General features: G+C 72.4%; 17 protein-coding genes. 8 read left to right on the plus strand and 9 right to left on the minus strand.

Annotated features, from left to right (window positions below; all coding sequences use genetic code 11):
- Nucleotides 1–557: 557 nt before the first annotated feature.
- Both HW274_RS00965 and HW274_RS00970 read right to left on the minus strand, forming a co-directional pair.
- Nucleotides 558–1,310 (minus strand): potassium channel family protein, encoded by a 753-nt coding sequence (locus HW274_RS00965; RefSeq protein ID WP_185989008.1) that lies wholly within the window; start codon nucleotides 1,308–1,310, stop codon nucleotides 558–560.
- Between the two features lie 209 nt (nucleotides 1,311–1,519).
- On the minus strand, nucleotides 1,520–2,515 hold the full coding sequence (locus HW274_RS00970) for a hypothetical protein (RefSeq protein ID WP_185989009.1): 996 nt from the start codon (nucleotides 2,513–2,515) through the stop codon (nucleotides 1,520–1,522).
- Between the two features lie 432 nt (nucleotides 2,516–2,947).
- On the opposite strand from HW274_RS00970, the gene HW274_RS00975 reads away from it, so the two are divergent.
- Both HW274_RS00975 and HW274_RS00980 read left to right on the plus strand, forming a co-directional pair.
- Nucleotides 2,948–3,328 (plus strand): co-chaperone YbbN, encoded by a 381-nt coding sequence (locus tag HW274_RS00975; RefSeq protein WP_075254422.1) that lies wholly within the window; start codon nucleotides 2,948–2,950, stop codon nucleotides 3,326–3,328.
- A 138-nt stretch (nucleotides 3,329–3,466) separates the two neighbouring features.
- Nucleotides 3,467–4,408, plus strand: coding sequence for a macro domain-containing protein (locus HW274_RS00980; RefSeq protein WP_020992009.1), 942 nt, complete (start codon nucleotides 3,467–3,469; stop codon nucleotides 4,406–4,408).
- Nucleotides 4,409–4,610: 202 nt separating this feature from the next.
- Here the strand turns inward: HW274_RS00980 and HW274_RS00985 are convergent, their stop codons facing one another.
- The 4 genes from HW274_RS00985 to HW274_RS01000 all read right to left on the minus strand — a co-directional run bounded on the left by HW274_RS00985 (nucleotide 4,611) and on the right by HW274_RS01000 (nucleotide 9,750).
- On the minus strand, nucleotides 4,611–5,996 hold the full coding sequence (locus tag HW274_RS00985; RefSeq protein ID WP_260679219.1) for a glutamate-1-semialdehyde 2,1-aminomutase: 1,386 nt from the start codon (nucleotides 5,994–5,996) through the stop codon (nucleotides 4,611–4,613).
- A 253-nt stretch (nucleotides 5,997–6,249) separates the two neighbouring features.
- The gene (hemB, locus tag HW274_RS00990; RefSeq protein ID WP_003788068.1) at nucleotides 6,250–7,299 is read right to left on the minus strand and encodes a porphobilinogen synthase; all 1,050 of its coding nucleotides are present in this window, start codon (nucleotides 7,297–7,299) and stop codon (nucleotides 6,250–6,252) included.
- Nucleotides 7,296–8,393 carry a uroporphyrinogen-III synthase gene (locus HW274_RS00995; protein WP_075254420.1) on the minus strand — a complete coding sequence of 366 codons (1,098 nt, stop codon included), beginning with the start codon at nucleotides 8,391–8,393 and terminating at the stop codon, nucleotides 7,296–7,298. Before HW274_RS00995 ends, hemB begins: the two co-directional genes overlap by 4 nt.
- A 4-nt stretch (nucleotides 8,394–8,397) precedes the next feature.
- Nucleotides 8,398–9,750, minus strand: a complete 1,353-nt coding sequence (locus tag HW274_RS01000; protein ID WP_075254419.1) for a hydroxymethylbilane synthase — start codon at nucleotides 9,748–9,750, stop codon at nucleotides 8,398–8,400.
- 216 nt (nucleotides 9,751–9,966) lie between these two features.
- On the opposite strand from HW274_RS01000, the gene HW274_RS01005 reads away from it, so the two are divergent.
- Nucleotides 9,967–10,956: an IS481 family transposase gene (locus HW274_RS01005; protein WP_185989010.1), complete on the plus strand. Its 990-nt coding sequence runs from the start codon at nucleotides 9,967–9,969 to the stop codon at nucleotides 10,954–10,956.
- 40 nt (nucleotides 10,957–10,996) lie between these two features.
- Here HW274_RS01005 and HW274_RS01010 read toward each other — a convergent pair whose 3' ends face one another.
- On the minus strand, nucleotides 10,997–12,655 hold the full coding sequence (locus tag HW274_RS01010; RefSeq protein WP_185989011.1) for an NAD(P)/FAD-dependent oxidoreductase: 1,659 nt from the start codon (nucleotides 12,653–12,655) through the stop codon (nucleotides 10,997–10,999).
- Nucleotides 12,652–13,917, minus strand: coding sequence for a uroporphyrinogen decarboxylase (locus HW274_RS01015; RefSeq protein ID WP_396027379.1), 1,266 nt, complete (start codon nucleotides 13,915–13,917; stop codon nucleotides 12,652–12,654). The genes HW274_RS01010 and HW274_RS01015 overlap by 4 nt, the downstream gene beginning before the upstream one ends.
- 292 nt (nucleotides 13,918–14,209) lie before the next feature.
- Between HW274_RS01015 and HW274_RS01020 the strand changes: the two genes are divergently transcribed.
- The 5 genes from HW274_RS01020 to HW274_RS01040 all read left to right on the plus strand — a co-directional run bounded on the left by HW274_RS01020 (nucleotide 14,210) and on the right by HW274_RS01040 (nucleotide 19,513).
- On the plus strand, nucleotides 14,210–15,706 hold the full coding sequence (locus HW274_RS01020) for a glutamyl-tRNA reductase (RefSeq protein ID WP_075254417.1): 1,497 nt from the start codon (nucleotides 14,210–14,212) through the stop codon (nucleotides 15,704–15,706).
- Nucleotides 15,699–17,150 (plus strand): ferrochelatase, encoded by a 1,452-nt coding sequence (locus HW274_RS01025; protein WP_081376244.1) that lies wholly within the window; start codon nucleotides 15,699–15,701, stop codon nucleotides 17,148–17,150. Before HW274_RS01020 ends, HW274_RS01025 begins: the two co-directional genes overlap by 8 nt.
- Before the next feature lie 40 nt (nucleotides 17,151–17,190).
- The gene (gene hemQ, locus HW274_RS01030) at nucleotides 17,191–18,000 is read left to right on the plus strand and encodes a hydrogen peroxide-dependent heme synthase (RefSeq protein ID WP_075254416.1); all 810 of its coding nucleotides are present in this window, start codon (nucleotides 17,191–17,193) and stop codon (nucleotides 17,998–18,000) included.
- Between the two features lie 193 nt (nucleotides 18,001–18,193).
- Nucleotides 18,194–18,898 carry a hypothetical protein gene (locus tag HW274_RS01035; protein WP_075254415.1) on the plus strand — a complete coding sequence of 235 codons (705 nt, stop codon included), beginning with the start codon at nucleotides 18,194–18,196 and terminating at the stop codon, nucleotides 18,896–18,898.
- 117 nt (nucleotides 18,899–19,015) lie between these two features.
- Complete coding sequence (locus HW274_RS01040) at nucleotides 19,016–19,513, plus strand: Dps family protein (RefSeq protein ID WP_185989012.1); 498 nt, start codon at nucleotides 19,016–19,018, stop codon at nucleotides 19,511–19,513.
- A 130-nt stretch (nucleotides 19,514–19,643) separates the two neighbouring features.
- Here HW274_RS01040 and HW274_RS01045 read toward each other — a convergent pair whose 3' ends face one another.
- Nucleotides 19,644–20,258: a TetR/AcrR family transcriptional regulator gene (locus HW274_RS01045; RefSeq protein WP_075254414.1), complete on the minus strand. Its 615-nt coding sequence runs from the start codon at nucleotides 20,256–20,258 to the stop codon at nucleotides 19,644–19,646.
- Between the last annotated feature and the right edge of the window lie 32 nt (nucleotides 20,259–20,290).

The following is a 20,290-nucleotide window of genomic DNA, read 5'->3' on the forward strand; positions in this document are numbered from 1 at the left end:
GGGCTGGGCCCGGTGGTGTGGCGGCAGACGTCGCAGGGCCGGTGGGTATCTCCTGCCCATGGGACCACTTGCCCCGAGTGGGGACGTTCGACGTCGTCGGGGACATTTCTGTGCGGTCGGGGGCGTTCGACGCCGTCGGGGACCGGAATCCTGTCCCCGGACGCGCAGGATGTCCCCCTTCGGGGCCGCGTGCACCCGGCTGCGTGGAATGTCCCCGTCCGTAAGGGGTAGAAGGATGGACGGTGCCGGCAGAAGTGTGGGCGTCAGCGTTAGGTGATGGGTGCACTTCCCATGCGAGGTGGGTCTTTCCCGTGGGGTGGTTGTGGTCAGGGTCTTCGTTCTGATGTGGCGACCGGTGAGCCTGTTTCGGCTCAGGCTCGGAGGTCGCCGCGGGGACCTCCTCCGGCTCGGGTGGGTGCGCACCAGCTGGGCGGCATGCCAGACCTCGTCGAGCCGTGAGGGCGTCACCGTCAGACTGAACCGTGAGAGGAGAACTGGCCTACCTGGCTCGGATGCTGCGAGACGGACGGCGACGGCCCGAGGGGTGGGGCGTGTCCTCACCGATCCGAGGCGTGTACCTCCAGAAGGCGGTCGATGCGCTCGCTCAGCTCGCTGACCTGCGCCTGCAAGGCTGCCACCTGCGCCTGCGTGGCAGCCTCCTGCTCGGCGTTCTCCTCCTCGACCAGTGAGACGATCCACGAGGCCAGGGTCGCCGTGACGACGCCGGCCAGTGCCACCCCACCGATCATGAGCAGCGTCGCGATGAAACGCCCCTGCGTGGAGACCGGGACGGAGTCGCCGTAGCCGACGGTGCTGAACGTCGTCAGCGCCCACCACAGAGCCTGGCCGAAGGACCGGATCGAGGTGCCCGGCTCATGACGCTCCGCCTCCCGCACGGCCAGTGCCGAGGTGAAGATGAGCAGGGCGGCGCTGCCGACCGCGTACAGGGAGATGCGCCCCCGCAGCGCGGTGCCGGCGCTGCGTTGCATGATGCTCACGAGCGTCACCAGACGCAGGAGCCTGAGCGGCCGCAGGATTGGCAGAACGATGATCGCCAGGTCGGGCAGGTGGCGGAGAAACCAGCGGCCCCGACTTGGCGCCAGTACCAGGCGGACAAGATAGTCGACGCCGAACAGTGCCCACACGGCGCCGATCACCAGCTCGGCCGTCTCCTTGGCCGTGCCTTGCGCGTTGGTGAGTATCTCCCAGGCGTAGACGCCCAGGAAGATGACGGCGGCGCCGGTCAGTGGCCACTCCGTGGCTCGTTCCCACGCCCGCAGCCGAGTACCCGGGATGATTTCTGACGGCATGGACCGATGGTAGACGGCGCTGGGGACAGAACTGTGTTGCCCTCACCGGTGGGGACGGTCGACGCTGTTGGGGACATTTCTGTGCGGCTGGGGGCGTTCGACGCCGTCGGGGACCGAAGTCCTGTCCCTGGACGCGCAGGATGTCCCCGTCTGGAACGGCGCGCACCTGGCCGCGCGGAATGTCCCCGGCCGCACTGTGCAGGGCTGGGTCAGGTGGTGGAGCCGCGACTCGTGGGAGGGGTGTCGTCTGTCTGGGGCTGGTCGTGGTCAGGGTCTTCGTTCTGATGTGGTGGCTGGTGAGGTGGATTCGGCTCGGCCTCCGAGGGCGGTGCGTCGGCCGTCTCCTCCTGCTCGATTGAGGTTCGCACCAGCTGTGCGGCCCGCCAGACCTCGTCGAGCTGGGCCTCGACCCGGGTGCGGGCGTCGTCGAGCCGGGAGGGTCTCACCGTCAGACTGAGTCGCGGGATGACGACCGGTCGCCCCGGGTCGGCACCACCGGTGGGTGGGGCGTAGACGGCTTGGACCTTCACGCGCCCCCAGTGTGCCGGGACCTCCTGAACCCCGAGCTCGTCGCGGCTGGAAGGCAGGGTGAGGCTGGGGGATTCCTGGCTCACGACTGACATGGCTCGCGGGGTCATGCGCACCGCGATCGAGCGGCGGCGTACGGCGGCATACACCAGTGCCACGAAGAGCACCATGAGCAGAAGGGACACGCCCCAGGTGGCCTCTTCGACCAGCTCTTGGGTGGATTCGCTGTAGATCAGGGGATGTGGGACGGCTATCACGAGGAACGGGGAAGCCACTAGCAGCGTGCCCGCGAGTATCGCCCACGCCATCCCCATGCCACGCCTGTTCGGGCTCTGGGAGATATGAAGGAACTGTGCCGACGCGATATCGCGATGGGTCACCGTCGCGTCCTTGGCGAGCCACCGGTCAGTGCCGATGAAGCAGAAGGTCGCCCCGAAGCTGAAGCCGGTCAGCACGAAGCTGTAGATGAGCGTTGCCATGACTGCCTGAGCCACGGCGTCGCCCGCTGCGCTGCTGCCGTCCGGATAGGCCATGGCTTCATCCAGGGAAGCCAGGGCGTAGGCGGCGATGAAGAAGGCGGCCGGGTAGAGGGCAGCGATGCCGATGGTGGCTAGGTATCCCAGACATCCGAGTGCGTAGGTTCCGGTGGTGGGGCGAGTGCGGATGTAGATCGCCATGGGCGCCCTCCTGAAACTGTCGGCAGGTTGGTTGTGTCTGGCGAGTCAAGTCTGGGGGTGGTAGGCGCCTCCCGCCCATGGGGACTGTTCACCTCGGGTGGCATTCGACGCCGTCGGGGACGTTTCGGTGCGGTCGGGGGCGTTCGACGCCGTCGGGGACCGGAATCCTGTCCCCGGACGCGCAGGGTGTCCCCGCCCGGAGCGGTGTGCACCCTGCCGCGTGGAATGTCCCCGGCCGCAGGAGGCTCGAGGTCGAGTGGTGCCGGCAAGAGTGTGGACGGTGGTGACCGGAGGGGGCTGCGGTGCGCCCCGGCCGCGTGGAATGTCCTCGGCCAGGAGAGGCGGCGATGCTGATACCAGGAATAGGTTGGGCCCCGGCCGTGTTGGCCGCAGTGGAACCCATCTGTCTCCACAGTCTTGAAAGGAACACTCATGGCCACCAAGAACATCACCGGCCCCGAGTTCAAGGACACCATCCACGGCGAGGGCATCACCATCGTCGACTTCTGGGCCTCCTGGTGCGGCCCGTGCATGCGCTTCGCCCCCATCTACGAGAAGGCTTCCGAGGCCAACCCGGACATCACCTTCGCCAAGGTCGACACCGAGGCCGAGCAGGAGCTGGCCGGGGCCCTGGGCATCTCCTCGATCCCCACGCTCATGGTCTTCCGCGACAACGTGCTGGTCTACCGCGAGGCCGGCGCCCTGCCCGCCCCCGCGCTGGACTCCCTCATCACGCAGGTGCGCGAGCTCGACATGGACGAGCTCAAGGCCAAGATCGCCGAGGAGGAGGCTACCTCCGGCGCTCAGGCCTGATCCGTCAGGTACCGCGGGGCCGCCTCTCGGCCCCTGCAGCCGTCCGACGTCGCCCGGGAACCCGCCGTTTCCGGGCGACGTCGTCGTCTGTTGCCCGGCTCGCCCACCCAAGGGCAGAACATTACGTTTTGATATCCTATGATGGCCCGCGTGAAGTTGGAGTCCCACGTCAGCCACGCTGTCAGAGCCCGATGGGCAGTCCCCGTCGGTGCCTCGGGCCGCGATGCGCTGGTGCGCCACCTCGTCTACGCCTTCCTGCGTTCTGACCCCGAGGGTGCCACGGACTGGATCGACTCGACGGTCCCCACCGACCCCGACGAGCTGCGCACCATGCTCGACTTCCTCCTCACCGCCCGCCCCCCGGCCCCCTTGCCCGAGGACATCGCCGCCGACCTCGACACCCTCCTGGAGGCCGAGGCCGCCGAGCGCGGCATGGTCGACGCCACCGAGATTCCGCCCCTGGCCATCACCGACCACGTGCCCGGCCTGCTGGGCCGCAACGTGGCCTTCTGGCGCGGCGACCTCACCCGGCTGCGCGCCGGCGCCGTCCTCAACGCTGCGAACTCCGGGATGCTCGGCTGCTTCGCTCCCGGGCACCGCTGCATCGACAACATCATCCACGCCGTCGCCGGCCCGGCCCTGCGCGCCGAGTGCGCCCGCTACATGACCTGGGCGGAGACCTTCGACCCCACCCGCCGCCAGGGCGGGGAGCCCGCCGGCCGAGCCGTCTTCACCGGCGGCTACCACCTGCCGGCCCAGCACGTCATCCACTCGGTGGGACCCGTCATCGAGGACGGGCGCAAGCCGACCCTGCGCGACCGGCGCCTGCTGTCCTCGTGCTACACGAGCGTCCTCAACGTCGCGCACGCCGCGGGGCTGGGCAGCGTCGGCCTGTGCTCGCTGTCCACGGGCGTCTTCGGCTACCCCAAGCGGCAGGCCGCCCTGGTGACCTTGGAGACGATCGGTCGCTGGCTGGCGGCCCACCCCGACTCCCGGATGCGCATCGTCATCAGCCTCAACGCCGACGTCGACGTCGCCGCCTACGAAGCCGCCCTCGCCCCGCCGCCCTGGAGGCCGTGAGAGGTTACGAGAGGCCTGAGCCCTCAATGCGCCCGAGGCGGCGTACTGCACGAGGGTCGGGTGCCACTGGCCGACAGGTGGGTGTACTCCACGCGGTGCGGGGGTTCGTGCAGTACGGACAACCTCCGGCCAGTACGTCCCAGACTTCGTGCAGTGCGTGCGGCTCTGGGCGCCGACTTTGGACCAGATCCACTGAGGGCGGTCAGTTCGCCTGGGCCCGGGCCGCGGCGCGGGCGGCCGCCGGGGCCGCGGTCGCAATCGTCTCCAGCTCCGCCTCGCCGTGCGCGGCCGACACGAACCAGGCCTCGAAGACCGACGGCGGCAGGCCCACCCCCGCCTCGAGGAAGGCGTGGAAGAAGGGCCCGTAGCGCCAGGTCTCCTGAGCGCGGGCGGCTTCATAGTCGCTCACGCCCTGCTCGGCGGCCCGCTGCCCGAACATGAAGGAGAACAGCGAGCCCGCCCGCTGCACGCGGTGGGGCACGCCCTGCTCGGTCAGGGCTGCCGAGACCACCTCGCTGATGGCCTGGGCGCGGGCGGCAACCGAGGCGTAGACGGCGTCGTCGGCTAGCTGGAGGGTGGCCAGGCCGGCCACCGTGGCCAGCGGATTCCCCGAGAGCGTGCCCGCCTGGTAGACGGGGCCGTCCGGCGCCAGCAGGTCCATGACCTCCGCGCGCCCGCCGACGGCGGCCAGCGGCATCCCGCCGCCCACGACCTTCCCGAAGGTCACCAGGTCCGGCACCCAGGCGGCGCGCTCGCGCCAGTCGGCGCCCGGCCAGGAGGGGGCTGCGACGTCGGCGGGCTCAGTGGCCAGGCCCGGCAGGTCCGAGGTCCAGCCGTCGACGGCCTCCAGGCCCCACCAGCCGGCCGGGCCCACGCGGAAGCCGGTGAGGACCTCATCGAGGATCATGAGCGCGCCGTGCTCGGCGGTCACCCGGCGGATCGCGGCGTTGAAGCCGGGCGCCGGCGGCACGATTCCCATGTTGGCCGGGGCGCCCTCGGTGATGACTGCGGCGATCTCGGTGCCCCGCTCGGCGAAGCAGGCCTCCAGGGCGGCGACGTCGTTATAGGGCAGGACGATCGTCTGCGCGGCCACCGCCGCGGGCACGCCGGCGCTGCCCGGCAGGCCGCCGGTCGCCAGGCCCGAGCCGGCCGCCGCGAGCAGGCCGTCGCTGTGCCCGTGGTAGCAGCCCGCGAACTTCACCACCAGGTCGCGGCCCGTGGCACCGCGAGCCAGGCGCACGGCCGTCATCGTCGCCTCGGTGCCGGTGGACACGAAGCGCACCTTCTGCGCGGCCGGCACCCGGCGGCGCACCTCCTCGGCCAGGAGCGTCTCCGTGGCGGTGGGGGCGCCGAAGGACAGGCCCCGGGCGGCGGCCGCTTGGACCGCGGCGACGACCTCCGGGTGGGCATGCCCCAGCAGCGCCGGACCCCACGAGCCCACCAGGTCCACGTAGCTGCGGCCCTCGACGTCGGTGACGTGGGCGCCGCTCGCCGAGGCGATGAACCGCGGCGTGCCGCCTACCGAGCCGAAGGCGCGCACGGGGGAGTCGACGCCCCCGGGGATGACGGCGCGAGCCGCCTCGAACAGGGCGGTGTTGGTCGAAGCGGTGGCGCTGGAGGGCCGGCCTGCGGGCTGCGATTGCTGAGTCACGGTGATCCTGTCGATGAACTGGTCAGGGCCGGTTCGGGCCGGTGAGCCGTACCGGGCGGGACTGCCTGACAAACTACCGGATCAGCGCGCCGCTCGAGCCGTGTCGAAAAACGGGTACCCAGGCATCGTGGACGCACCGTAGGTCCCGGGGGCTGGCGTCGCAGGTACAGTCTGCGGTTGATCGTTCGACCTACCGCAGGGCCGGGTTCTCGGCGATCTCTCGAGCCCAGTAGGTCAGGACCATGTCCGCCCCCGCGCGCACGATCCCCAGCACCGACTCGGCGATGACGCGCTCGCGGTCGATCCACCCGCGCTGTGCGGCCGCCTCCACCATTGCGTACTCGCCGCTGACCTGGTAAGCGGCCACCGGCACCGGGGAGGCGGCGGCGACGTCGGCGAGCACATCCAGGTAGGGGCCGGCCGGCTTGACCATAACGATGTCCGCCCCCTCGGCGACGTCGAGCATCACCTCGCGCATGCCCTCGCGGCGGTTGGCGGGATCCTGCTGGTAGGCGCGCCGGTCCCCGGTGAGCGTGGAGCCCACGGCCTCCCGGAACGGCCCGAAATAGGCCGAGGCGTACTTCGCCGAGTAGGCCAGGATCGCGACGTCGTCGTGGCCGGTGGCGTCCAGGGCGGCGCGGATCGCGGCGACCTGCCCGTCCATCATCCCCGACGGCGAGACCATGTGGGCCCCGGCCTCCGCCTGGGAGACGGCCATGGCCTGGTAGGTGGCCAGGGTGGCGTCGTTGTCGACCTCGCCGGCGCGTGGGCCGTCGGGGCGGATGAGGCCGCAGTGGCCGTGGCTGGTGAACTCATCCAGGCAGGTGTCCGCGCACACGACGACCTCGTCCCCGACCTCCGCGCGCACGGCCGCGATCCCGCGGTTGAGGATGCCGTCCTCGGCCCAGGCCGCCGTGCCGGCCTCGTCCCGGGTGGCGGGAACGCCGAACAGGTCGATGGCGCCGATGCCGGCCTTGGCACAGGCGGCGGCCTCGCGACGCAGCGAATCCAGCGTGTGCTGGACGACCCCCGGCATCGCCTCCACGGGGCGGGGGTCGTCAATGTCCTCGCGCACGAACACCGGCAGGATGAGGGCGGATGGGTCCACGACGTGCTCGCGCGCCAGGCGTCGCATCGCGGGGGTGGTGCGCAGGCGCCGGGGGCGGACCGTGGGGGCCTGCGGGTCGGGGACGGAGCGGCGCGACAGGAAGTCGGCGGCCGGTCGGAGGGCGTCGGTCATGAGGTGCTCCTAAGTGGGGGAGTGGTGGATAGCGTTGGGTCCAACGTCGTGACGTCGATAGTGGCTTGGAGGACCCCCTCGGGCGTGGGGGAGGGGGCGACGGCAGCGACTGTCAGACCGAGCTTGCGGGTGGCCGCCGCCGTGGTGGCGCCAATGGCCACCAACCCAGTTCCCTGCGGCGGTGGGCCGAGCAATTCCAGGACGGCCCGCGTTGTGGATGGGGCGGTGAGCACGACCGCGTCCACACCTCCGGCGGCCCAGGTGCGATCCAGGTCCGGGGGCAGGTCGTGGGCTTCTGCTGTGACGGTCGTGTAGGCGGCCACCTGCTCCACCTCCCAGCCCGCTCGACGCAGGCCCTCCGCCAGTGCCGGGTCGGCCAGAGCCGAGGCCGGCAGCAGCACCCGCCGTGCCGCCTCCGGAGCGCCGTGAGGGGAATCGGGAGCATCGCTGAAGGCGCGGGCTCTCCCGTCGGAGTCATGAGAGCCGGCGGCATTGGGGAAGCCATGGGGGCCTATGCCTGAACCCGGGTCCGGGTCTCGGGTGGGGGATGGGGTGGCTTCTGGGCCGCCGGCGAGCGCGGGCTCCTTCAGGAGGGCGGCGGCCGAGCCTCGGGCCACCAAGTTGGGGGCGGTCCCGGTGAGCTCGGTCCAGGCGCGCGCGGTTGCCGGCCCGACGACCGCCACCCGCAGCGATGGGGTGATCGGGGTGTGGGGAGGCACGGAGCCGTTGTGGGGGCCGGAAGTGCCGGGTTCCTGATGGAGGGCCTGGTCTCCGGTCGCCAAGCCTGCTTCGGCGAGCAGGTACGGCGCCAGTGCCTCCACGGTTCGGGCCGAGGTGAGCACTAGCCAGGTCGCCTCGCCCGCCAAGATCCTGCGCGCAGTCGCCTCCAGCGCCGTCGCCTCACCCGGAACCGTCCGCGTCACGGCCGCGCGCAGCACCCGAGCCCCGGCCCGCTCCAGCGCCGAGGCGATACGGTCGCGCTCCTTGAGGCGCGGCAGCAGAACCGCCCGCCCCGACAGCGGCGCCCCGCTGCCCTCCCAGGGGCGGCCTCGCTGGCTCCCGGCCGAGTCAGTGCGTGAGGTGGACTGCGCCATGGCCTCAGTCCCGCCGGGGCTTGTTGGCGTGCAGGTCGACGATCTGGTCGGCGCCGTCCTCCAGCAGGACCTCGGCCGCCCTGACCCCCAGCGCCTCGGCCGCCCGAACCGCCGCCGTGTCCCCGGGGGCCCCCGGCCCGCCGGAGGCCTCGGGCAGCTCAGTGCTCAGCTCGCAGCCGACCTCCTGACCGCCATCGAGTGAGGTGATCACCGCTCGCAGCACGAGCACCCGCGGCGAGCGGCGCGAGACCGCCGAACCGCGCGGCACCACCGGTCCGGCGGCCTCCGTCTTCCCGCACCCATCGGCCCGATCCGTGGCGCCGACTGGCCGCGGGCCGCCGCTCGCCGACCCGGCATCCTGCCCAGTCCCGGCTCCCTGGCTGGTCCTGGTCTCGGCGGTGTCATTGTCGCGGAAGCCCTTGTTCCAGCCGGTTCCGTGCTCGGCGTGCTCCTCCCATGGCTCCCGGCTGTCTTCCCGCAGGTACGCCCAGGCCCCCACCGGCGCCGCGCACCCCGCCCCGAGCCGGGCCATGAGCGCCCGCTCGGCCGTCACCGCCAGGCGCGTGGGCTCGTCGTCGAGCGCCGCCACCGCCCGGGCCAGTTCCGCGCAGTCCTCGCCGGCACGCGCCTCCACGGCCAGAGCCCCCTGAGCCGGCGCGGGCAGCATCGTCTCCAGGTCCAGGACCTCGCTTGCGCAGTGCTCCAGCCCCAGGCGCCGCAGCCCCGACAGGGCCAGGATCACCGCGTCCAGGTCACCGGCGGTATCGGCCCGGCTCGGCGCCACCGGCTCATCGGTCCCGACGCCGACCACCTCCAGGCCCCGCACCCGCGCCAGGCGCGTGGGCACGTTACCGCGCAGGTCCACCACCTCCAGGTCGGGGCGGGCGGCCAGCAGCTGGGCGGCCCGGCGCGGCGAGCCGGTGCCCACGCGGGCCCCCTCGGGCAGGTCGGCCAGGGTCAGGCTGTCGCGGGCGCACAGGGCGTCGCGCGGGTCCTCGCGCGCTGGCACGCAGATGACCTTCAGCCCCTCGACCGGCTGCGTGGGCAGGTCCTTGAAGGAGTGGACCACCAGGTCCACCTCGCCATCCAGGAGTGCGTGGCGCAGCCGGGCCGCGAAGACCCCCACCCCGCCGAGCTGTCGCAGGGGAGTGCGGTCGCCGTCGCCGTCCGTGCGCACGGTGACCAGGTCGATGCTCAGGCCGCCGGAGCCCTCGCTGGCCTCGCCGGCCGCGGTGGCCGCACCGCCCCCACCGGCCGCCATCAGCGCGTCAGCGACCTGCCCGGACTGGGTCAGCGCCAGGCGCGAGCCGCGCGTGCCCAGGCGAAGCCGCCGGGAGTCAGTCCCCGTCGTGGTCATGCATCCCCTCCTCGTGCGCGGTTCTCAGTCGTCGCGTTCGTACCGTAGGGCTCGCCTTCGTACCTTGGGGGTACGAACTCGCGACCTAATTGTACTGATCGGGAGGGTTGGTTGAGGGGGTGTGATCTGAGTCTTTGAGGTGAGGAGAGCGCCTTGGGCTGGTTGAGTGGAGGTGTTGCAGTTCCCCATCAGCCAGACACGAAAGGTGCTCTCCTCATGTCCCACGCTAACGCAGCCCTGACCCCGCGTGCTCGTTTGAGGGTCGCCCGTCTGGTGGTTGAGGAGGGCTGGCCCGTCAGCGAGGTTGCTGCCCGGTTCCAGTGCTCATGGCCCACCGTCAAGCGCTGGGCCGACAGGTACAGGGCCGGCCAGCCCATGACCGACCGCTCCAGCCGCCCACGCTCGTGCCCTCACCGCACACCCAAGGCAGTGGTCAAACGGATCGTCTCGCTGCGCATGCGCCTGCGTGAGGGCCCCGTCCAGCTCGCTGCCCGCACCGGGGTCGCGGCCTCGACCGTCCACCGCATCCTGCGAGCCGCCCACCTCAACCGCCTGTCGTACACCGACCGGGCCACCGGTCAGGTCGTGCGCCGCTACGAGCACCCCTACCCCGGATCTCTTGTCCACGTCGACGTCAAGAAGATCGGCAACATCCCCGACGGTGGTGGATGGCGCTACGTCGGTGCGCGCCAGGGCGCGCGCAACCGCGCCTCCACCCCCGGCAAGGCCCGTAGCCAGGCCAGCCGCAGACCGGTGATGGGCTACGCCTGCGTGCACTCGGTGATTGATGACTACTCCCGCGTGGTCTACAGCGAGATCCACGACGATGAGAAGGCCGATACCGCCGTCGGAGTGCTCCAGCGCGCGGTGTCATGGTTCAGCGCCCGAGGAGTCAAGGTGGAGCGAGTCCTGTCCGACAACGGTTCTGCCTACCGTTCCCACGCCTGGCAAGCCGCCTGTCAGCAGCTGAGCATCAAGGCCAAGCACACCCGCCCCTACCGCCCCCAGACCAACGGCAAGATCGAACGCTTCCACCGCACCCTGGCCGACGGCTGGGCCTACGCCCGCCACTACACCTCCGAGACCCAACGCCGCCAGGCCCTACCCGCATGGCTGCACCTCTACAATCACCACCGACCCCACACCGCCACCCAAGGCCACCCACCCATCACCCGCCTAACCAACCTCCCCGATCAGTACACCTAATATACGAACGCGCCGCCCGCCTCCGTCCCGGCGCGGCGCTTCATACGCCATGGGAACCCACCAGGCGCCCGGCCGCGGTGCGTGCGTGCTCGACGACGGCCGCGATCCCGGTCCCCGCCACCCACGCTCCGGTGACCTCCAGTCCTGTCACCGGTGCCAGCTGCTCCTCCAGGAGCCTCGTGCGCTCCCGGTAGGCGGGCGTCACCGGCGGCAGCGTCCCGTCCCAGCGCACCAGCATGTGGTCGATGACCGCCTCCGGCTCGATCCGCACCCCGGTCAGGGCCGCCACGTCATCGAGCGCCACCTGCAGATCCACCTGCGGGCGCGGCTGCCCGGGCCGACCGTAGGACAGGCGCAGCGCGTGGACGTCCGGGCCGTGCAGCGCCCGCAGCTCGGCGCCGACCCACGGCCACTTGGCACTCAGGTGCGACAGCGCCTTGGCCCGCACCGGGCAGGCCGTCGGGCTGGCAGACCCCCCACCGGGATCCGTCCCATGAGAGACCGGCATAGAGGCCACGACGCCGGCCGACGACGCCGCGGCAGCGGGCTCAGCAACGCCGGTGGGCGCCACGAGCAGCCCCGAGCCCACCGGCTCGCCACTGAGCTCCGGCGCCCGCGCCACCAGCGTGAAGCGGGCGATCGGCGCCCCCACCGGCACGGTCAGCTCCGTCGCGCTCGCAGGCAGCCCGGGAATCCCCCGCAGCAGCCGCAGCGCGGCCCCCGCCGAGCAGGCCACGACGACGCGGTCGGTGGCCACGACCTCCTGCGCGCCATCGGGCACCGGCTCGTCCGACGGCGTCGGCCCCCGGCGCGTCGGGGCGATCCCCACCCGCCAGGCGGTCGGCGCCTGTCCGTCCGCGCAGTCCTGGCCTCCGCCGGGCCGCAGCCACTGGGCGCCGGTACGGGTGCGCACGTTCCCGCCGCCTGCCTCAATGGCCTCGCGCAGCGCGTCGGTGAGCCGGAACAGCCCGCCCTCGACGGCCGCGTCCACGCTCCGACCACCCGCCCCGTCCTTCCGGGCCCGACGCCGCTCCAGCACCGCTGCCACCGCGGCACTGAGCGACCCCAGCTCCGCCGTCGCCCGCCGCAGCCCGGGCATGACGACGTCGGCCGCCAGGTCCGCCGGGTCGGCCGAGTGGATGCCTGCGACGATGGGCCGCACGAGGCGCTCCAGGACGCCGGCCCCCATCCGCGCGGTCACGAAGGAGGCCAGGTCGTCCGGATCCTCAGGACTGGTGCCCACCGCACCGGGAAGGTCGGCGTCCTGCGCGGCCCGGCGCGCGGCCTCCTGCCCGATGATGGCGACGACGTCAGCCGCCAGCGGGTCCGCCGGGATCCCCAGGTAGGCGTGGTCAGGAAACCGGTGCAGCCCCCACTGGGACGGCCCGGCGCCGGCGCCCGGCGCGAGGGGCGGCAGGAAGAGCCGGGGCCGGCCGTGCGGGGCGGCGGTGCGCAGCCCCAGCTCGGCGAGCATCGAGGTGGCCGCCTGGCCGCGCACGACGAAGCCCTCGGCGCCCAAGTCCATGCGCGCCCCGCCGATGCTCCCGGCCGCGACGAGCCCGCCGGTGTAGCCGCGCGCCTCAATGAGCAGCGGCCGCAGCCCGGCGCGCACCAGATCCCAGGCGGCCGTCAGGCCCGCGATTCCGCCGCCGATGACGAGCGCGTCCCACCGCCGCTCCTCGACGGTCTCCCCGCTCATGCCTCCCACCCGGCCAGGGCCACGGACTCCCAGGCGGCCGAGCCGTGCACCCGCGCCACGATCCGGGTGAGGACATTCGCGTCGGTGGCCGGCGGCACCCCGTGCCCCAGGTTGACCACGTGCCCCGGCGCCGCGCGCCCGGCGGCCAGCACCGCGTCGAGCTCTTCAGCCAGGATCGGCCACGGCGCCGCCAGCAGCGCCGGGTCGAGGTTGCCCTGGACCGGGCAGGCCCCCGCCTGCGGGTCGGCCTCGGCCAGTGTCTCAATGGCCTCACCCAGCTCGATGCGTTCGTCCACGCCGACGGCGTCGGCCCCCGCCTGCCGCATGAGCGCCAGCAGCCGGGCGGTCCCGGTCCCGAAGTGGATGAGCGGCGCCGCCTTACCGGTGGTGGGGGAGACGGCCTGACGGGCGACATCCAGCGCGAGCGCCGAGTAGGGGGCCACGCGCTCGCGGTAGGCGCGCGGGGACAGCGAGCCCGCCCAGGAGTCGAAGAGCTGGGCCGCGGCCGCCCCGGCACGCACCTGGGTGGCGATGAACTCGCCGGTCAGGCGCGCGCACCACGTCATGAGCCGGTCCCAGGAGTCGGGGTCGGCGCGCATGAGTCTGCGCGCCGCCAGGTGGTCGCGACTGGGCCGGCCCTCCACGAGGTAGGCCGCCAGCGTGAAGGGTGCCCCGCCGAAGGCGAGCACTGGCGTCCACCCCGCCGACCCGGCACTGTGCCCCAGCCCGGTCCGCGCCCGCTCGCTCAGCCCCTCGCGCACGCCCGCCGCCTGCGGGCTGCCCAGCTCGACGACGACGCGCCGCACCGCCTCCTCGATCGCCCCGACCCCCTCGACGTCGGGGCCGTCACCGAAGCGGCGGGCCACCAGCTCGCTCACCTCGCGGCCGCTGCGCACCGGGGCGTCGAGGACCGGCCCGACGCCCTCCTCGATCCGCACCCCGACGCCCGCCAGGCGCAGCGGCACCATGATGTCGGAGAAGAAGACGGCGGCGTCGACGCCGTGGCGCCGCACCGGCTGCAGCGTCACCTCCGCCGCCAGCGCAGGATCCAGGCAGGCATCCAGCATCGGCACGCCGGCGCGCGCCCGCAGCGCCCGGTACTCCGGCAGCGACCGTCCCGCCTGGCGCATGAACCACACCGGTGTGCGCGCGGGCCTCCGCCCCGCCAGCGCCTCCAGGAGCGCCGGCGACGGAGCCGGTCCCGTCGTGGTCCCGGCAGGCCCCGCCGCCTCGGCAGCGTGCGCCGCCAGCTCGGAAGTCATTGAATCATTGTGTGAACTGCCGGTGACGAAATCGCCGTTATCGGGCGAAGAATGCTGACGCCGCGTGCTTTCCCTGCGATAAGGGAACTGAATGCGAGACATATCCGACTGCCTCCTGTCAGCAGTGGTCAGAGGGGGTTTATTGCGCGTAATGGTGCGGCGTTCCAGACGTCCGTCGGGTCCTGACAAGGTGTCAGAAATATGGTGATGACGCATTGTCATGATGTCGGGTGTGTGTCGCCACGCCGCTATTGTGCCCGCTCCCCACGGTGATGTTTCAATAGCCCACGTTGTGACTACTCATCTTCTCTCCGCAGACCATCGACTGCCGGGCCTCGACGTCGTTGCCCGGCTCGGTGCGGTCGCCCCGGGGCTGGGGCCGGACCTCCTGGAAGCGGTCCCCGCGCTACGCGGGGTCCTGGTGCTGTCCACCTGCAACCGCCTGACCCTGCTCATCGATGCCGACTCCTGGGCGGACACCGGCTGCCCGGCGGCCCTGCACCCGGACCTCTCTCCGGCGGACGCGAGTCAGTCGGCCGCGGCGTCGGACCTGGGGGAGACCATCACCGCCTTCCTGGCCGAGCGCGCCGGGCTCCCCCCGAGCGGACTCCTGCTGACCCACCTGGTTGGGGCGGCCGCCCGCCGGGAGATGCTCGCCATCGCTGCGGGCCTGAGCTCGATGGTGGTCGGCGAGGCCCAGATCGTCGGCCAGGTCCGCCGCGCCGCCGAGACCGCCGCCGCCGAGGGCACGCTCAGCCCCGAGCTCGTGCGGGTCGTCGAGCGCGCCTCGGCCACCGCCCGCCGGGTGGCCCACGAGACCGAGCTGTCCGGTCAGGGGCGCAGCGTCGTCGCCGTCGGCGTGGATCAGGCATCCGGCCACCTGCCGCCGCTGGAGGACTGCCGCGCCCTCATCGTCGGCACCGGCTCCTACGCTGGCGCCACCGTCGCCGACCTGCGAGCCCGAGGCCTGACCGACATCGCCGTCTACTCCGCCTCCAACCGCGCCGAGGCATTCGCCGCCGGCCACGGCCTGCATGCCGTCCCCACCGGCGCCCTGAGCCAGGCCATGAGCCGCGCCGACCTCGTGGTCACCTGCCGCGGCACTGGCGGGCCGATCCTCACCGCCGACGTCGTAGCCCCCGTCGCCGCAGAACGCGCCGGCTCGGCCGGGGGAGCCGGCCGCCCGCTCGTCATCCTCGACCTGGCCCTGACCCGCGATGTCGATGAGGCCGTCGGTGCCCTGCCCGGCGTCGTCCACCTCGACCTGGCCCGCGTGCGCGACGCCGTGCCCGACGCCGAGGCCCAGCAGGTGACCGCCGCCCGCGCCATCGTCGAGTCCGAGGCCGCCGACTTCGAGCGCACCCTGGCCGGTCGGGCCATGGACCCCCTCATCACCGCCCTGCGCGCCCAGGTGGGCCGCGTCGTCGCCGAGGAGACCGCCCGCCTGCGCCCCCAGCCAGCCCGCCGGCTCGCCCTGGCCGTCCCGGCCGTCGACGGGCGCGCCGGAACCGGCGTCAGCGGAGTCAACAGTGCCGACGCCGCCGCAGGGGCCTGCCCCCACCATCACCTCGCTGCCGAGCCCGGCTTCGAGGCCGCCAGCGAGATCGACGGCGAGCCCATGGTGCCCCTGGCGCAGGCCGAGCGGGCCCTGCACCACCTGGCCGCCCGCCTCCTCCACCAGCCCACCGTCATGGCCCGCCGCGCCGGCCAGGAGGGCCGCGAGGAGGCCTACCGTCAGGCCCTCGAGCTCGTCTGGGGCCTGGAAAGCACAGGAGAGAACCATGACTGACACCGCCGCGCCCGTGCCCGGGCCCACCCAGGAGGTTCCCGCGCGCCTGGACGCACGCCCGGCTGCCCGTCCGGACACCCTCCCGGGCGCCGACCTCGCCGGAGCCCCAGCCACTGTCCCGGCCCTCGACCCGCTGGCTCCCTACGACGCCATCCTCCTGCAGTCCTACGGCGGGCCCCGCCGCCCCGAGGACGTCCTGCCTTTCATGCGCAACGCCACCGCCGGTCGCGGCGTGCCCGACTCTCGCCTCGTGGAGGTTTCCGGCCACTACCAGAGCGTCGGCGGCGCCTCCCCGATCAACGCGCGCAACGCCGAGCTGCGCGACGCCCTCCAGGCCCGCCTGGCCGAGCGCGGCTCGACGCTGCCGATCGTCGTCGGCAACCGCAACTGGCACCCCTTCGTCAGTCAGGCCCTGCGCGAGCTGGCCGACGCCGGGGCCCGCCGCGTCCTGGCCCTGCCCACCGCGGCCTTCGGCTCCTACTCCGGGTGCCGCCAGTACCGTGAGGACCTGGCCGGTGCCGTCTCCCTGCTCGCCGACGGCGCGGACGGCTCCACCGGTGAGGGATTCGAGGCCGACGCCGCCGCCCGGGTCGGCGGGGACGGGGGCGGTCCGGTGGAGCTCACCGTGGACAAGACGCGTCCCTACTACAACACCCCCGGCCTGCTGCAGGCCAACATTGACTCCATCGTCGAGGCCTACGGGGCGCTGGCCGAGCAGGGAGTGGCGGCCGCGGACGCGCGCCTCGTGCTCGTCACCCACTCCATCCCCCTGGGTATGGAGGCCGGCTCCGCCCCGGGGGCGGGGCCCGAGAGCGCACCCGGGGCCTCCGGCGCTTCTGACGCGCACGGTCCGACTGAGACCGGGCGGCGAGAGCCGGGTGTGGCCGCCGACCTGTCCACGGAGGTGTCCTACGTCGCCCAGCACGAGGCGCTCGCCGCCGTGCTCGTGCCCGAGGTCGCCCGCCGCCTCGGCCTGGAGACGGTCGAGGCCGACCTCGTCTACTGCTCGCGCTCCGGCCCGCCGCAGGCCCGCTGGCTCGAACCGGACGTCAACGACCACCTTGAGGCCCTGGCCTCCGGGCACCTGACCGACGGCCAGCCCGTGGAGCGACCCGGGGGCGTCGTCGTGGCCCCCTTCGGCTTCATCTCCGACCACATGGAGGTCGTCTTCGACCTCGACACCGAGGCCGCTCAGACCGCCCGCGACCTGGGGATGCCGTATGCGCGCGCCGCCACCGTCGGCACCCACCCGGCCTTCGTCGACTCCCTCGTCGACATCCTCTTCGAGCGGGCCGCCGCCGCCCGCGGCGAGGACGTCCGGCCCGACTCGACCACCGGCGTCGGCCCCTTCCACACGGTCTGCCCGGACTCCTGCTGCCGGAACGGGGCCAGCCACCCCGGCCGGCCTACTCACCGCGGGACCGACGGCGCCGACCCCCGATAGTCCCCATCCCAGTAGCTCCGATAAGAACCAGGAGAAGAGAATGAGCACCGACACCCACGGCCAGCACGGACATCCCGGCGGTCACCCCGGTGAGGGGGGCCTGCACCGCTTCGAGGACGAGGAGCGCCGCCCCCACCGCGATCCGCGCGACGCCACCGACGTCGACCTGGAGGCCATCAACAACCAGTACCACTACACGCTCTACTCGGTCTTCCGCCTGACCCGCCCGCTGCCCGCCTCCCAGCCCGAGCGCGAGCAGCTCCTGGGGGAGAGCGCCAACTTCGTCGAGGCCGGCGGCGTGACGACGCGCGGCTGGTACGACGTCGGGGGCCTGCGCGCCGACGCCGACCTGCTCGTGTGGTGGCTCGACGACGACCCCGAGATCCTGCAGGACGCCTACCACCGCCTGCGCGGCAGTGCGCTGGGCCGCTACCTGGAGCCGGTGTGGTCCTGCATGGGGTTGCACACGCCCGCCGAGTTCAACCCCCGCCACGTGCCGGCCTGCCTGGCCGGGGTGGCGCCGCGCGACTGGGTCATGGTCTACCCCTTCGTGCGCTCCTACGAGTGGTACCTGCTCGAGCCCGAGGAGCGCTCGCGCATGATGGCCCAGCACGGGCGCCACGGCTTCTCCAAGTACCCCGATGTCAAGGGCTCGACCCTGTCCACCTTCGGCCTGAGCGACTACGAGTGGATCCTCGGCTTCGAGGCCGACAGCCTCGACCGGCTCGAGGGGGTCCTGCACCACCAGCGCTACACGGAGGCGCGCATGCACGTGCGCGTGGACACGCCCTTCTACACCGGGCGCCGCGTCAGCCCACAGGAGTGGGCTCAGCGCCAGCCCTGGGCCTGAACGGGCCGGGGACATTCGACGCCGTCGGGGACGTCCTGCGCGTTGGGGGACAGCATTCCTGTCCCCCAACGCGCAAACAGTCCCCGTCGTAGCAACGGGGTCGACGAAGGTCGAGACATGTTCGTGATCTTCGCGGTACTGTCGACGGGTTGGTTTCCGCCGGGTTGATTCCGGCCGACAGTCAGGAGCCCCCGTGGCACATGCCGAGAACCGCCCCGTGAGTCGAGCCGGGGCTCGCCGTCGAGCCGCCGCACTGGGCTGCCTGCTGCTCGCCGGCTCGCTGGCCCTGACCGGCTGCTCCTCCAAGGACTCCAAACCCGACGCCAAGGCGCCCGCCAGCAGGGTCGGCTCTACGGGGAAGCCGACGTCGGCCCCCTCGGCTTCCGCTACGGCGTCGGGCACTGCCGGCACCGTCACCGCGGCCTCCCTGTCCGACGCCCAGCTCGGGTACACCGTCACCGCGATCCCCGCCGGCCTCGACGTCAAGCGGGTCGCGATCCTCCAGGACTTCGTGGCCTACGACCAGATGTCCTGGAAGCTGTGGGTCGGCGGCGGGCAGGACACCAGCAAGGTCCCCACCGTCACCACCGGCAACCTCCAGCAGCAGCTCATCAACGACGCCGCTACCTTGCAGAACACGGGGCAGAAGGCCAAGACCCCGGTCAAGGTCGCGATCTCCGAGGTCGCCATGAGCGCCGACGGCCAGAGCGCCACCGTCTCCTACTGCGTGGACATGACGCAGGTGACCTACGTCGACGCACAGGGCAAGGACGTCACCGAACCATCCAACAAGGTGCGCATCCCGGCGAAGAACACCATGGTGTCCGGTAGTAACGGGCACTGGCTCGCCTCCGAGGAGGAGGAGACCGGCGAGCCGAACACCTGCAAGGTCGGCTGAGTGGATCGCCAGAGAAGCTCGTCTGGGCAGGTAAGCCTTGGTTTCGGGTGAGGCATGGCTTGCCTGTGAATCATAAGTAACACCCACAGGGGTTGGCGATGTAGTAAAGTGATGGCCATGAACGCAGACACCATGACAACACCGTCCATCAACCTCTCCTTCACCGCTTCCGCCGCCCTGAGCGACAACCTCCAGCGCGTCCTGACCGACCTCATCGCCCTCGAGCTGGTCGGCAAGCAGATCCACTGGAACATCGTCGGCCCGAACTTCCGCGACGTCCACCTCAACCTCGACGAGGTCGTCGACATCGCCCGCGAGGGCTCCGACGAGGTCGCCGAGCGCATGCGCGCCATCAACGCCGTCCCCGACGGCCGCCCGGCCACCGTCTCCCCCGCCACCACCGTGCCGGCCGCCCCCGAGGGCGAGATCCTCACCAGCGAGGGCGTCGCCTACATCGTCTCCGCCATCGAGGCCGTCGTCGCCACCCTGCGCGGCGTGGACGAGGACGTCGACTCCGAGGACCCCACCTCCTCCGGCATCGTCGAGGACCTCATCGGCAAGCTCGAGCAGCAGGCCTGGTTCCTCTCCGCCGAGGTCCGCAAGCCCGTCCGCTGAGCCTGAGGCTCGCGCTGGCGCGCTGACTCCATCACGTGGGGCCCACCTCCTTGAGAGGTGGGCCCCACGTTCGTGTCTGCGGGCCGGACTGCCGACTCCGGGGTGTCATTCGCTGGGGCGGTCCCAGCTCTCATGTCCGCCAGTCGCCCAGCGCCCCCTCCAGGCAGCCCAGCGCCGCGTCAACCAGGCTGTGGCGCTGGTCGTCGGGGCAGCCGGCGTGCACCCAGCGCAGGCAGGCGTCGTCGAGGAATCCCAGGTAACCCCACAGGGCGAAGTCGTCGCGGTGACCCCGGTTGCCGCCGACCACCTTGGCCAGGGCCACCACTGCCGCCTCGCGCGCCGCCTGGCGCACCTGGGTCGCCTCACCCGGCTCGCGACCGGCCAGGATCTGATAGGCCATCCAGCCGGGGGAGCGCTCCGCGATGAAGTCCAGGTAGGTCAGGATCGAGGTGCGCACTCGGTCGCGTGCCGAGGAGTTCGGGGGCAGGGCGTCGTCGGCCCTCCGGGTGCGCTCGGCCAACTCGTCAGCGGCACGCCGGAGCACCTCAGCGTAAAGGCCGGCTTTCCCGGCGAAGTACTTGTGCACCAGCGCCTCGGAGGCATGAGCCTCCGCGGCGACCTCGACCAGCGAGACCTCCTCGTACGGGCGGCTCGCAAAGGCCCGCCTCGCCGCGGACAGGATCAGTTCGCGGCGCTCGGCAGGATCCATGCGCAGGCGGGGGCGCCTGTCGGTACGGGATGGCACCTTGACATGCTAACGGGCGCGGCGCACCCTGG

This window comes from Actinomyces sp. oral taxon 169, assembly GCF_013394715.1.
Classification (GTDB): Bacteria; Actinomycetota; Actinomycetes; order Actinomycetales; family Actinomycetaceae; genus Actinomyces.

Coding starts and splice junctions, on each gene's coding strand:
- HW274_RS00965 (WP_185989008.1), bottom strand. CDS start 1,310: ATGCCGTCAGAAATCATCCCGGGTACTCGGCTGCGGGCGTGGGAACGA.
- HW274_RS00970 (WP_185989009.1), bottom strand. CDS start 2,515: ATGGCGATCTACATCCGCACTCGCCCCACCACCGGAACCTACGCACTC.
- HW274_RS00975 (WP_075254422.1), top strand. CDS start 2,948: ATGGCCACCAAGAACATCACCGGCCCCGAGTTCAAGGACACCATCCAC.
- HW274_RS00980 (WP_020992009.1), top strand. CDS start 3,467: ATGATGGCCCGCGTGAAGTTGGAGTCCCACGTCAGCCACGCTGTCAGA.
- hemB (WP_003788068.1), bottom strand. CDS start 7,299: ATGACCGACGCCCTCCGACCGGCCGCCGACTTCCTGTCGCGCCGCTCC.
- HW274_RS00995 (WP_075254420.1), bottom strand. CDS start 8,393: ATGGCGCAGTCCACCTCACGCACTGACTCGGCCGGGAGCCAGCGAGGC.
- HW274_RS01000 (WP_075254419.1), bottom strand. CDS start 9,750: ATGACCACGACGGGGACTGACTCCCGGCGGCTTCGCCTGGGCACGCGC.
- HW274_RS01005 (WP_185989010.1), top strand. CDS start 9,967: ATGTCCCACGCTAACGCAGCCCTGACCCCGCGTGCTCGTTTGAGGGTC.
- HW274_RS01010 (WP_185989011.1), bottom strand. CDS start 12,655: ATGAGCGGGGAGACCGTCGAGGAGCGGCGGTGGGACGCGCTCGTCATC.
- HW274_RS01015 (WP_396027379.1), bottom strand. CDS start 13,917: ATGACTTCCGAGCTGGCGGCGCACGCTGCCGAGGCGGCGGGGCCTGCC.
- HW274_RS01025 (WP_081376244.1), top strand. CDS start 15,699: ATGACTGACACCGCCGCGCCCGTGCCCGGGCCCACCCAGGAGGTTCCC.
- hemQ (WP_075254416.1), top strand. CDS start 17,191: ATGAGCACCGACACCCACGGCCAGCACGGACATCCCGGCGGTCACCCC.
- HW274_RS01040 (WP_185989012.1), top strand. CDS start 19,016: ATGAACGCAGACACCATGACAACACCGTCCATCAACCTCTCCTTCACC.